Genomic DNA, 12604 nt, shown 5'->3' on the forward strand with positions numbered 1-12604 from the left:
GGTGCGGGTGCGTCCGGAGGCAGGTGAGCCCATGCGTGCCGCCTACATCGAAGAGCTGGGGGCCGCGGACGTCATCCGGTACGGCGAGATCGCCGCTCCCCGGCCCGGTCCCACCGATGTGCTGGTCGACGTCCTGGCCACCACGGTCAATCCGGTGGACACCTTCGTCCGGTCGGGGCTGTTCCCCACCCCGGTCGACTTCCCCTTCGTCGTGGGCCGTGACCTGGTCGGCACGGTCGCCGAGGCGGGGCCCGGCGCCACCGGCTTCCGTGCCGGCGACCGGGTCTGGTGCAACAGCCTCGGGCACGGAGGGCGCCAGGGCGCGGCGGCGGAGCAGGCGGTGGTGGCGGCCGACCGGCTGTATCGCCTGCCCGCGGGAGTCGACCCGTACGCCGCGGTGGCCGTGGTCCATCCGGCGGCGACCGCCTACCTGGCGCTGTTCGTCCACGGCCGGCTCCGCATGGGTGAGACCGTGCTCGTCGCCGGTGCCGCGGGCCATGTCGGCAGCGCCCTCGTGACGATGGCGGTACGGGCCGGCGCCCGGGTCCTCGCGACGGCCGGCTCGCAGGACGCACCGTACTGTGTGCGGCTGGGCGCCGCCGAGGTGTTCGACTACCGGGATCCGGACCTGACCGGGAAGATCCGCGGGGCCGCCCCCTCGGGGATCGACCTGCACCTGGACACGGCGGGCGTCAACGACCTGCAGAGCACGGTCGGACTCCTCGCCCGCAGGGGCCGGGTGGTGCTGATGGCCGGCGCCGGGACCCGTCCCGTGCTGCCCGCCGGGGCCCTCTACATGAACGACCGGTCCGTCGTGGGCTTCGTGATCTCCCACGCGACGTCCGGCGAACTCGCCGAGGCCGCCGCCTGCCTCAACGACCTGGTCGCCCAGGGCGCTCTGCGCGCACGCAGCATCGAGGTCCTGCCGCTGAGCGCGGCGGCCGACGTGCACGCCCGGATCGAGCGGGGCGAACTGCGCGGACGGCGCGCCGTCCTGCGCACGGACCGCGCACCGCTGGCCGAAGGACCGCGGTGAACCGGAGGCGGGCCGCGACCGGACCGGCGTGGATGCGCACGTCGGCCGGCGCCGGCGCCGCACGTCGAGGCACTCGCCTCGTCGCCCGGCACAGGGCGCCGACGGCGCGAGGCGTTCGTCGGGCGATGTGACGGCGCGGTCGCTCCTCAGGTGATGTGCCGCAGCAGCGCCGCGACGGCGGCGGGCGGCTCGCCGTGCGGTCGTACCACCATCACCTTCCAGGTCGGAGCGTGCCGGGCGAATCGATAGGTCGCCAGGTCGGGGAAGCGGTCGGCGATGGACGGGGGCATGACGCAGACGCCCAGGTCGTTGCGGACCAGCTCGGACGCGGCCACGATGTCGTTCACCTCGAAGGTCGTGGTGTGCTCGACGCCGGCCGCGCGGAAGGCCCGGTCGACGGCGTGGCGGATGGCCCAGCCCGGGGTGAAGTCGACCAGGGGCAACCCGGCGACCGCGTCCGGTTCGACGGTGCCCTCGGCCGTGATCGTGGCCAGGTGCCGGCGCGGCGAGGCGACCAGGACCAGCTCCTCGCGGGACAGCAGCCGGGTCACGAGCCCGCGCTGCTGCTGGCGGTCCAGCGCGACCACCGCCAGGTCCACCGTGCCCTCCCGCAGGGCCTGCCGGATGTCGGTCACCGCGGCCTGGCGCAGCTGGACCACCACCCCCGGGTGCTCCGAGCGCAGCGCGGCCAGGGCGTGGTGCAGTCCCGCCCAGACGCCCTGCATGATGCCGACGGTCACCCGCCCGCGCAGTTCTCCCTTGGCCGCGTCGACCGCCTCGCGGGCCAGCTCGGCGGCGCGCAGTGCCGCGCGGGCCGCGGGGACGAACGCTTCCCCGGCCGGGGTGAGCGCCACCCGGTGGGTGGTCCGGGTGAACAGCGGGGTGCCCAGCTCGCGTTCGAGCGCGCGGACCGTGCCGGAGACGGCGGACTGGACCAGGTGCAGCCGTCGTGCCGCCGCCGTGAACCCGCCCGCGTCCGCCACGGCGACGACGACTTCCATCTGCCGCAGGTCCATCATCCGCTCCCGATGACGCAGCGTCCGTGCGAAGGACAGTGATCTCCGCTGCATGGTATGGGGGCCGGCGGCCGGGAGGCGCCTTCACCCGGAGCCGCGCGCGCCGCCGCGGCCTCACCCCGAGGCGCGGGCGAGGCCGCGGTCCGCCTTGCGATGCTCGGTGAGCCAGTACAGGAAGGCGAGGACGGGCAGGGCCGCGCCGAGGGCCGTGACCGCCGTCCAGCCGCCGGAGTGGAAGGTCAGCGAGCCGAGCTGGGAGCCCAGGGCGCCGCCGAGGAAGAAGGTGGCGATGAAGGCGCTGTTGAGACGGGCGCGGGCGTGCGGATCGAGCTGGTAGACCGTGTGCTGGCCGAGGATGAGGGTGGCCTGGACGGCCATGTCGAGCAGGACGGCGGCGAGGGCGAGCAGCACGATGTGGTGCCGGCCGAGCCCGGCGAGGGCGAAGGCGAGCGCGGCGAGGACGAACGCGGCGCCGGTCATGGGCCGGGTCAGCTTGCGGTCGGCCCACTGCCCGGCGAACGGGGCCACGGCCGCGCCGGCGGCTCCGACGAGGGCGAAGACACCGACGCCGATGGGGGAGTAGTGAAACCCTGGGCCGGTGAGGACATAGGAGATGGTGGTCCAGAAGGCGCTGAAGGCGCCGAACATCGCCGCCTGGTACAGGCCGCGGCGCAGCAGCGCGGGATGGACGCGTATCAGCTGGAGCGTGGAGTGCAGCACGCGGAGGTAGGGGATGGTCGTGGTGGGTGCCTGGCGGGGCAGCGTCGAGCGCAGGGTGAGGGCGAGTGCGGCCATGAGGAAGGCGGAGCCCAGGTAGACCACGCGCCAGCCGGCGAGGTCGGAGACCAGACTGCTGAGGGTGCGCGAGAGCAGGATCCCGGTGAGCAGGCCGCTCATCACCCGGCCCACGATCCGGCCGCGGGCGTGGTCGGGGGCGAGGCTCGCGGCGAACGGGACGAGGATCTGGGCGACGACCGAGGTGGCGCCGCTGACCAGGGACGCGATCAGCAGCATGGGGAAGTTCGTGGCGAGTCCGGCCGCCACCAGGGCGGCCGTGGTGACCGTCAGCAGGGCCATGACCAGGCTCCGCTTCTCCAGCCGGTCGCCGAGCGGGACCAGGAAGAGCATGCCGATCACATAGCCGACCTGGGTGAGCGTGATCAGTGAGCCCGCGGCCGCCGTGCTGAGGTGGAAGACGTCGCGCAGCGAGGAGAGCAGCGGCTGGGCGTAGTACAGGTTGGCGACCGTCATGCCGCAGGCGACGGCCAGCAGCACGATCAGCCGGCCCGGCACACCGTGTGCGGGCGCGGCGCCGGTCGCACCCTGGGAGGAGGTCCGGAGTTCGGATGACTGGGGCACGGGGACCTTCTTCGGAGCGGGGAGCCGGACGGTCCGGCTCGGCGGAAAAGCCAGTCGACGATCGAGCGGCGTCCTTGCCGCTCTCACCAGGCACAAGCAACGGCCCGGCCCCGCTGCTTCCCTCTCCACGGCGATGGTCACGGATATCAGTCATCTCTCCGGCAGATCGCCGTGGGAAGCTTCAGTTGACGATCTACGGTCATCGAGTGATAGTTGAACCTAGAACAATCTTTTGGGGAGGCGGTTCACCGTGAGCAACGTCGAGACGAAGCCCGCGCAACTGCGGTGCGGTGGCGAGACGGACGGCGACCGGCCGGCCGGGACGGCGCCGGTCGAGGTCCTGACCGCGCGCGAGGTGCCCCTGGGCGGCCCTCGGGCGATGACCGTGCGACGGACCCTGCCGCAGCGCTCCCGCACCCTGATCGGCGCCTGGTGCTTCGCCGACCACTACGGCCCCGACGACGTCTCGGAGACGGGCGGCATGGACGTCGCCCCGCATCCGCACACCGGGCTGCAGACGGTGAGCTGGCTGTTCACCGGGGAGATCGAGCACCGCGACAGCATGGGCAGCCATGCCTACGTACGCCCCGGCGAGCTGAACCTCATGACGGGCGGACACGGCATCAGCCACTCCGAGGTCTCCACCCCGCGGACCACCGTCCTGCACGGTGTGCAGCTGTGGGTGGCGCTGCCCGAGGAACACCGCGCCGCGGAGCGGGACTTCCAGCACCACGCACCCGAACCCGTGTCGATCGACGGCGCCGAGATCAGGGTCTTCCTCGGCTCCCTCGCCGGCAGCGTCTCCCCGGTGCGCACCTTCACGCCCCTGCTCGGCGCGGAAATAGTCCTCGGGCCGCGCGCGAGCCTCACGCTCGCCGTGGACCCCGGCTTCGAACACGGCCTTCTGGTCGACCAGGGGCGGGTGCGTCTCGCCGACGCCCCGCTCGCCCCGGCGGAGTTGGGGTACGTACCCCCGGGCGTCGACACCCTGACGGTGACGAACGAGTCGGACGACGTCGCACGGACGGTGCTGCTCGGCGGAACCCCGTTCGACGAGGAGATCGTCATGTGGTGGAACTTCATCGGTCGCAGCCACGAGGACATCGCCAAGGCCCGGGACGACTGGCAGAACGCCTCCGACCGGTTCGGCGCCGTCGAAGGGTATCCGGGGGAGCGGCTGCCCGCCCCCGCCCTGCCCAACGCCGTCATCACACCGCGCGGGAATCCCCCGCGCCGCTGATCCGCCCGACGCTCCACCGATCGCCCGACGCTCCACCGGCCGCCGGACGATGCGTCGCAGGCCATCCGTCCGGCACCTGAGAGACCCTCATCCGAAAGGCATCCGATGACCCAGCCTTCCTCCGCTCCGACCGTCGAGCGCAACGACGACAAGCACCGGTACGAGATCCTGGTCGACGGCGAGCGCGCCGGACTGACCGCCTACCGTGACCGCGGCGAACAGCGCGTCTTCTACCACACCGAGATCGACGACGCCTTCGCCGGCCAGGGCCTGGCCTCCCACCTGGTTCAGGAGGCCCTGACCGACGTACGCCGGTCGGGCAAGCGGATCGTGCCCGTCTGCCCGTACGTGGCCAAGTTCCTGAAGAAGCACGAGGAGTTCGCCGACATCACCGACGGCGTGACCCCCGACGTCCTGGAGTGGCTGGACGCCCGGCAGGGCTGACCGGGCGCATGACAGGGGGACCGTGCGAGGCACCGCACGGTCCCGCCCGGCGCGGCTCAGCCCGCGTGTACGGTGCCCGCGTACCGCTGGGCGAAGCGCGTGCCGGTGCCCGCGGTGACCGTGAGGTCGTACCGGCCCTCGTCGGTGCGCCACGTCAGCCGCGTGCGCTCGCCGGCCCGGACCCACACGGTGCGTTCCTTGCCCGCGAAGTCGTTCGGCGTGATCGTGAAGGCCACCTCGGAACCGCCGGCGTTGCGCAGCTCCAGCTCCACCGACGCCTGCTCGGGCCGCCCGGACTGCCGCAGGGCCGCCGTCACCGACGGCACCGCCACGTCGTCCTGGCCCTCGCGGACGACCGTGCCGGAGAAGCGGCGGACGAACCCGTCGGCGCCGTACACGGAGAAGTCGTAGCGGCCGTCGGTGTCGGCGGCGTCCCACACGTAGGTGCGCGACGAGCGCGCCGCGACGGTGAACGGCGTGCCGGTGAAGGGCTGGGCGACGTTCGGCAGCACGGTGAAGTGGTAGCCGACGCTGCCGTCGTTGGTGAGGGTGCAGGTGACCTTGCCGGTGGCCCGGTCGACCCGCACATCGGCCCACGGCCGGTACGGCAGCGCGCGGTGCGGACGTGTGCCCTTCTCCTGCTCGGGCATCGACTGCTGGTCCGGGATCTTCACCGCCGGCAGCGAGTCGCCGGCGTCCGCCTTGGCCATCAGCGCGACCGTGTCGGGCAGTCCGGGAACGCTGTAGTCGGGCTTGGTGAAGTCGAAGCAGCTGGTGAGGTCGCCGCAGACGGTGCGCCGCCAGTCCGAGATGTTGGGCTCCTGCACGCCGGTGACGCGCTCCAGGAAGCGCAGCACCGAGGTGTGGTCGAAGACCTGGGAGTTGACCCAGCCGCCGCGCGACCACGGCGAGACGACCCACAGCGGCACCCGGCTGCCGAGGCCGATGGGCTTGCCGTTCGCGAACTCGTCCTTGGTGCCCGGCTCGGGGGACGGCGGGATGACGTGGTCGAAGTAGCCGTCGTTCTCGTCGTACATGAGCAGGAAGACGGTGTGCTTCCACACGTCGGGGTTGGAGAACAGCGACTGCAGGGCGGTGTCGACCCAGTGGGCGCCGTAGTCGGGGCTCGCGTTCGGGTGCTCGCAGAACAGGTACGGCGCCACCAGCCAGGAGACCGTGGGCAGGGTGCCGTCCTTGCAGTGCTTGTCGAACGCCGTGAGGTCCCACTTCGTCATGGCGTTGATGTACCGCGGGTCGTCCTTGGGGAACGCGTGGAACTGCTTGAAGTACGACAGCGCGTTGTCGTCGTAGTCGCCGTTCCGGTCGTCGGAGCCGTCCGGGTTGTGGTAGACGCGCCAGGTGATGCCGGCCTTCTCCAGGCGCTCGGCGTACGTCGTCCAGTCGGCCACCGGATTGTTCGTGACCGGCGTGTTGTCGGTCCAGGGACCGGTGGTGCCGTCGACACCGGGGCCGGCGGTGCCGGTCCACAGGTAGAGCCGGTTGGGGTCGGTGGGGCCGTTCAGCGAGCAGTGGTAGCCGTCGCAGAGGGTGAACGCGTCGGCGAGGGCGTACTGGTAGGGGATGTCCTCGCGGGTGAAGTAGCCCATGGTGTGCTCGCCCTTGGCCTGCACCCACTTGTCCATGGCGCCGCCGTTGACGGCCGTGTGACCGGTGTCCCAGTCGTGCGGGAGGCCGGCCGCGTTCTGCGCGTTGTACTTGGTGGTGTCCATGCGGAAGGGCAGCAGGTAGCCCTCCTTGCGGCCGCTGTCCGGCTGGCGGAACACGGAGTCGCCGTTGGAGAGGACCGTCGCCTGACGGTCGCCGAAGCCGCGGACGCCGCTCAGGGTGCCGAAGTAGTGGTCGAAGCTGCGGTTCTCCTGCATCAGGATGACGACGTGCTTGACGTCGGCGATGCTGCCGTGGCGGGCGCCCGCGGCCTCGGCGGTGCCGGGTATGCCGGCGGCGATGGCGGCGCCGGCCGCGGCGGTGCCGATGAAGGAGCGGCGACTGATCTCGGGCAGGGGGGTCATGGGAGAGAGGTCCTTCGGTTCGTCGGGGGTCAGCCGCGGGCGGGCAGGGAGAAGGTGACGACGGCGGCCGCGTGGTCGGAGGGCCAGGCGTTGTCGCCCGTGTTCGGCACCGGGCGGGGCCAGCCGGTGCACAGGGTGTGCGCCTCGATGACCTTCAGCCGCCCCGCGAACTGGATCTGGTCGATCCGGTCCTGCGGCTCCGCGCCGCCGTTCTCGCGCTGCGGCCTGACGGGCGACCAGGTGTTGCCGGGCTCCTTCACCGGGTTGGGACGGTCCTCGCGGAAGGCGTCGACCAGGCCGGCCTTCTCCAGGGCCTCGGTGACGGGCCAGCGGACCCGGCCCACGCCCGCGTGCGCGGACGCCGTACGGCTCGTCCAGTCGTGTTGCGAGGGCGAGGCGAGGCCCGCCGCCAGCACGAGGGGGGTGCGGGTGGCGAGTTCGGGCCGCAGCGCGGCCACCAGCGCCTGCGCCTGCCGGTAGCGCTTCGTGTCCTTCTCCGCCGCCTCGACCTGTGCGGGCGTGCGGCCCGCCAGCAGCGCGTACGGCCCGTAGTCGGCCTCGTCCAGCTGAGCCGTCCACAGCCGCACCGGCCGGTCGCCGGGCAGCTGCAACGTCGCCGCGGCGGCCGGCAGCGCCTCGGTCGGGGCGACGACGTCGCTGAGCGGGTAGCGGCTGACGATGCCCAGCCCGCCGGCCTGGTGCACCTGCCAGCCGAGCGCCGCGGCGAGCTTCTGCGCGCCGCTGTCGCCGCACTCCTGGAGCGCTACGACGTCCAGCCCCTGCGTCAGCACCAGCCGAAGCTGCTTCTCCAGGAAACCGTCGACGTGCGTACCGGCGTCCCAGAGGTTCAGCGTGGCGACCTTCAGCCGCAGCCGGTCCCGGGAGGCGCGCACGGGCACCTGGACCGTGACGGTGTCGGAGCCGACGGCGCTGTCGGTGACGGCGACCACGATCCGGCCGGGCGTGCGCGGGGCGAAGAGCGGGGCCTTGCCGCTGACCGTGCCGTCCGCGGCGACCGACAGCCATGAGTCGCCCGCGACCCGCTTGAAGGCCGCGGTGCCCGCCGCGTTGCCCTCGGGCCGCATCCACAGCCCGCCCAGCTTCGCCGAGAAGCCCTCGCCCGCGGTCTGCGGCGCGGTGGTGACGGCGTCCACCACCGCGTGCGGGCGCGGGATCACGGGGCGGACCAGGAAGGAGAACGGCTGCGTCTTGGCGAGGACGCCGTAACCGTCCTTGGCCAGCAGATAGGCGGTGAACGGGCCGCCGCTGAGCCCGGAGGTGTCGATGGTGATGTCGCCGGCGGCACCGGCCGTGTACTGCCAGGCGAGGGACGAGCCGTGTCCGGGCTGCCGGTCGCCGTCGTAGACGCCGATCCAGTTCTTCGCGTCGGGCGAGTCCGTCGTCCAGTGGAAGGAGACCTTGTCGCCCTCGTGCGGGGCGGGCGTCGTCAGCGTGACCGAGTCGCCGGTGGGTGCGCCGGCGAAGCTGAACGGCTCCGTCCTGGCGAGGACGCCGTAGCCGTCCTTGGCCAGCAGATAGGCGGTGTACGGCCCGTCGCCCAGGCCGGAGGTGTCGAGGGTCGTCTGCCCGGTGGCGTCCGCCACGTACGTCCACACCAGGGAGCTGGTGCCGCTGCCGGGCTGCTTGTCGCCCGCGTAGACGCCGATCCAGTTCTTGGGGTCGGGTGCGTCCGTCGTCCAGGTGAAGGTCAGCTTGTCACCGCGCTGGGGGTGCGCCGGGGAGGCGATCGCGAGGGTGTTCCCGGACGCGGCGGCTTGTGAGAGGGATGACACGGGGGTTGGGTCCTCTCCGCCCCGAGCACCACCGTGGCGGCACCCGGATGAGCAAAGTTGTCTAGATAACTTGTGCTCCAAGCAAGCCGTCCCCCGGCGACTTCCCCGTGAACGAGGGGTGGCCGTCCGCTGGACCGGATACGGAAATCTGAGAGTGCCCAGCGCGTGCGGCGCGACCGGTCTTCGCTCTCGAAATGTCGGCTGACCAGCAAGAATTCTGGATATCCGCACCCCGCCGCACCCCGCGGAGGCAACCGGACCGTGTACTTCCGTGGCGTGCTCCCGGAGGCTTCGGGACCCTTCACAGGTGACGCCAACTCAAGCCGTGCTGTGCACAGTCGAGCCTCCACGGCGGTGGTGGCACGGGCCGAGCCCGGACGCGTGTGTGTTGGGGGGAAGGGGCGCGGAGCGGGTGTTCGGGCGAAATAATTCAGAACGGGTGGTTCAGTGCGAGTGATTCAGAACGGGCGGTTCGGAACGGGCGGTTCAGAACGGATAGTCGGCGATGTCCGGCCGCACGGTGACCCACTGTGTTTCCGTGAAGGCCTCGATGTTGGCGGCGGCTCCGCCGAATCGGGACCCGGTGCCGGACGCCTTGACCCCGCCGAAGGGGGCGTTGGGCTCGTCGCCGACCGTCTGCTCATTGATGTGGATCTTGCCGGAGTGGATCCGGTCGGCGAGCCTCATCGCCTCGCCGACGTCACCGAGGATGCCGACGGACAGCCCGAACTCGCAGTCGTTGACGATCCGCGCGGCCTCCTCCGGCGTGGAGAAGCCGAGGACGGGCGCGACGGGCCCGAAGATCTCCTCGCGCCACGCCGGCATGTCCGCGGTGAGTCCGGTCAGTACGGTGGCGCGGTACCCGGCGCCCACGATCTCGCCGCCCGCGGCCAGCGTGGCACCCGCCGCGACACTGTCGGTGACGATGCCGTGCACCCGCTCCAACTGGAGCCGGTCGATGAGCGGCCCGAGCGCCACGTCCTCCCGGGCGGGGTCGCCCACGGCCAGCGCCTCGGCCTTCGCCGTGAGCGCGGCCGTGTACGCGTCCAGGAGCGACTCGTGCACGAGGTGGCGGCCGGTCGTCATGCAGATCTGCCCCTGGTGCAGACACGAACCGAACGCCCCGGCCGAGGCGGCCTTCCCCGCGTCCGCCCCGGGCAGCACCACCAGGGCGTTGTTCCCGCCGAGTTCGAGGTGGGCCCGCTTGAGCAGACGGCCGGCCCGCTCGCCGATCGCCCGTCCGACCGGCGTGGATCCGGTGAAGGAGACGACGCGCACCTCGGGCGCCTCGACGACCGCCTGGCCGACCGAGCCGTCGCCGGGCAGCAGATGGAGCACACCGGCGGGCAGTCCGGCCTCCTCGAAGACCCGCGCCACGACGACACCGCCGCCGACCGCGGTGCGCGGATCGGGCTTGAGCAGCACCGCGTTGCCCAGCGCCAGCGCGGGCGCCACCGAGCGCAGAGCGAGGACGAGCGGGAAGTTGAACGGCGCGATCACGCTCACCACGCCGGCCGGGCGGCGTCGGGCGAGCGACCAGCGCGCGTCGCCGGAGGCCAGCACCTCGCCCTGCGGATGCGTGGGCAGCGCCGCGCACTCGAAGCACTCGCCCAGCGCCAGCTGCACCTCGAAACCCGCCTTGGCCCGTACGGAACCCGCCTCGCGCACCAGCCACTCCTCGATCTCGCCGGCGTGCTCGGTGAACAGCTCGCCCGCGCGGCGCAGTACGGCCGCCCGCTCCTGCGGAGCGACGGCCGCCCAGGACTCCTGCGCCTCGGCGGCGCGGGCGGCGGCGCGGCGCACGTCCTCGGCCGTGGCGAGCCCGACGGTGCCGAGCCGGGCCCCGGTCGCCGGCTCGGTCACCGGCTGCTCATGGGCGGCGTCCGTCCAGCCGTCACCGAAGAGCTTCTTGCTCCAGACGTCGCTGTCGAGGAGTGTCATCGGATCCCCTTCCGCCGACACGTTGCGCATCGGCGCCTGGTCCGCGGCCGTGACCATGGCCCGGGGCAACAGCACAGCAATCACACAGTAAGATCATAGTAAAGTCATCTCGCGAGGTGCGTCGGCCGATCACCGGCGGCGCCCCCATGCCGAGCCACGCAGAACGCATCGAACGACGCATCTGACGCCGTGCTCATTCGCGACTTCTTCATGGAGAGCCGATGCGTTGTGCCCTGTCCCTGGCCGCCGTTGCCGCCCTGCTGTGTGCGGGCTGTGCCGCGACGGACGGCAGCGCCGGTGAGGCGAAGCCGAAGGCCGCCTCGTCCGCCCCCGCCCCCGGCGCCGCCGTGCGCGCGGCCGTCGCCAGGACCGGTACCGGCACCGCCCGGCTGCGCGAGCGCATCGAGATCACGGGCGCGGGGCAGACGTACGCACTCACCGTCGCCGGAGGGTTCGACTTCGGCCATGACCGGGGCTCCCTCGCCGTCGACTTCCCGGACGGCGGCATCTCGCACATCGACGAGACCTTCGCGAACGGCAAGGTCTACGTCCGGGGCATCGCCAACCTCGACGACCAGGCGTGGGGAGTCGTGCCCCGGGACAGGACCCAGGCGCACTACGCCCTGCGGGCCCCGGCCAACGACCCGGAGCACGTCCTGCGCCAGATCTCCGCGATGCGCCGCGTCTCCGTCGAGGGCGAGGAGAGCGTCCACGGCGTCCGTGCCGTGCACTACCGAGGCATGCTCGACCACAAGACCCTCACGCTCAGGATGGCCGACGAGGTGCGCTCGAAGATGGACCAGGCCCGGGACATCCTGGGATACGACCTGCCCGTCTTCGCCGATGCCTGGGTCGACGGCCGCGGGCGGCTCGTGCAGATCCGTACGACCCTGAACCTGGCGGCCGGCGGGGTGAAGGTGACGATGGGGCTGTCGAAGCTCGGTGCACCGGTGCCGGTGAAGACGCCCCGGCCGGCCGTCACGGTCCCGCTCACCGGCATGAGCGGGGTGCTCAGCGGCTGAACCGTCCGCCGTCTCCGGCCGGACACACGCACACCTCCGGCTGAGCCCGGGCACACCCGCGGCCAGGACCACCTGCACCTAGGGCCTGTGGCGCAGTCCGTACAGGTTGCCGTCACCTTCCGTACGCCTCAGTGCTGCAGCGTGGCCCCATGACGTACGACCGTATACAGTCCGTGGACGCGCTCATGGCCCTGCTGGCCGACTGCGAGGACGTCTGGGACACGCCGGACCGCTCCGGTGACCCGGTGGACATCCTGGACCACGGCCTCCAGGTGGCCGCCCTGCTCGCCGTGAGCCACCCGGGCGACGAGGAACTGCAGTTGGCCGGGCTCGTCCACGACATCGGCCACCATCTGGTGCCCGCCGACGAAGCGGGACACGGCAGCCACGCGGCGGAGGCGGTCGAGGCGTTGCTGGGGCCGAGGGTCGCCCGTCTCGTCGCCGCGCACATCCCGGCCAAGCGCTATCTCGCGGCCGCCGATCCGGAGCTTGTGCTGTCCGCCGAGAGCGCCCGCACACTCGGCTGCCAGGGCGGCCCCATGACCGCACAGGAAATGGCGGCCTTCGAGGCGGACCCCGACTTCCCGGGGGCGATCGCCCTGCGCCGTGCCGACGACGCGGGCAAGGTGGTGGGCCTGGCGGTGGCTCCGCTGGAGTCGTGGCGACCGGTCGCGGAGCGGGTCGCCGCCGGCCGTTAGGGGATGATCCGAACGACACTCCCTA

Annotated in this window: 10 protein-coding genes; 5 read left to right on the forward strand and 5 right to left on the reverse strand. The window is 72.3% G+C overall.

Translation table 11 applies throughout. The annotated features are described in order from the left end of the window. Window positions 1–31: 31 nt before the first annotated feature. A complete protein-coding gene (locus tag AQI95_RS32900; protein ID WP_067132390.1) occupies window positions 32–1036 on the forward strand; it encodes an NADPH:quinone reductase in 1005 nt (334 codons plus the stop codon). A gap of 146 nt (window positions 1037–1182) precedes the next feature. On the opposite strand, the gene AQI95_RS32905 is transcribed toward AQI95_RS32900, so the two are convergent. Next, on the reverse strand, window positions 1183–2052 hold the full coding sequence (locus AQI95_RS32905; RefSeq protein ID WP_067132392.1) for a LysR family transcriptional regulator: 870 nt from the start codon (window positions 2050–2052) through the stop codon (window positions 1183–1185). 114 nt (window positions 2053–2166) lie between these two features. Continuing rightward, on the reverse strand, window positions 2167–3345 hold the full coding sequence (locus AQI95_RS32910) for an MFS transporter (RefSeq protein WP_425264936.1): 1179 nt from the start codon (window positions 3343–3345) through the stop codon (window positions 2167–2169). 316 nt (window positions 3346–3661) lie between these two features. Between AQI95_RS32910 and AQI95_RS32915 the strand changes: the two genes are divergently transcribed. Further along, on the forward strand, window positions 3662–4651 hold the full coding sequence (locus AQI95_RS32915; protein ID WP_067132398.1) for a pirin family protein: 990 nt from the start codon (window positions 3662–3664) through the stop codon (window positions 4649–4651). Between the two features lie 105 nt (window positions 4652–4756). Continuing rightward, entirely contained in the window at window positions 4757–5095 is a 339-nt protein-coding gene (locus tag AQI95_RS32920; RefSeq protein ID WP_067132400.1) for a GNAT family N-acetyltransferase, read from the forward strand. Between the two features lie 56 nt (window positions 5096–5151). Here the strand turns inward: AQI95_RS32920 and AQI95_RS32925 are convergent, their stop codons facing one another. The 3 genes from AQI95_RS32925 to AQI95_RS32935 all read right to left on the reverse strand — a co-directional run bounded on the left by AQI95_RS32925 (window position 5152) and on the right by AQI95_RS32935 (window position 10859). Next, complete coding sequence (locus AQI95_RS32925; protein WP_067132404.1) at window positions 5152–7125, reverse strand: phosphocholine-specific phospholipase C; 1974 nt, start codon at window positions 7123–7125, stop codon at window positions 5152–5154. Window positions 7126–7154: 29 nt separating this feature from the next. Then, complete coding sequence (locus AQI95_RS32930; protein WP_067132407.1) at window positions 7155–8918, reverse strand: endonuclease/exonuclease/phosphatase family protein; 1764 nt, start codon at window positions 8916–8918, stop codon at window positions 7155–7157. Between the two features lie 486 nt (window positions 8919–9404). Continuing rightward, window positions 9405–10859 carry a benzaldehyde dehydrogenase gene (locus AQI95_RS32935; protein ID WP_067132466.1) on the reverse strand — a complete coding sequence of 485 codons (1455 nt, stop codon included), beginning with the start codon at window positions 10857–10859 and terminating at the stop codon, window positions 9405–9407. Between the two features lie 221 nt (window positions 10860–11080). Here AQI95_RS32935 and AQI95_RS32940 point away from each other — a divergent pair, with 221 nt between their 5' ends. Both AQI95_RS32940 and AQI95_RS32945 read left to right on the forward strand, forming a co-directional pair. Beyond that, a complete protein-coding gene (locus AQI95_RS32940) occupies window positions 11081–11881 on the forward strand; it encodes an SCO4651 family lipoprotein (RefSeq protein ID WP_067132408.1) in 801 nt (266 codons plus the stop codon). A gap of 149 nt (window positions 11882–12030) precedes the next feature. After that, entirely contained in the window at window positions 12031–12579 is a 549-nt protein-coding gene (locus AQI95_RS32945) for an HD domain-containing protein (protein WP_067132409.1), read from the forward strand. Window positions 12580–12604: the final 25 nt, after the last annotated feature.

Origin of the sequence: Streptomyces yokosukanensis (assembly GCF_001514035.1) — a bacterium.
Taxonomy (GTDB): Bacteria; Actinomycetota; Actinomycetes; order Streptomycetales; family Streptomycetaceae; genus Streptomyces; species Streptomyces yokosukanensis.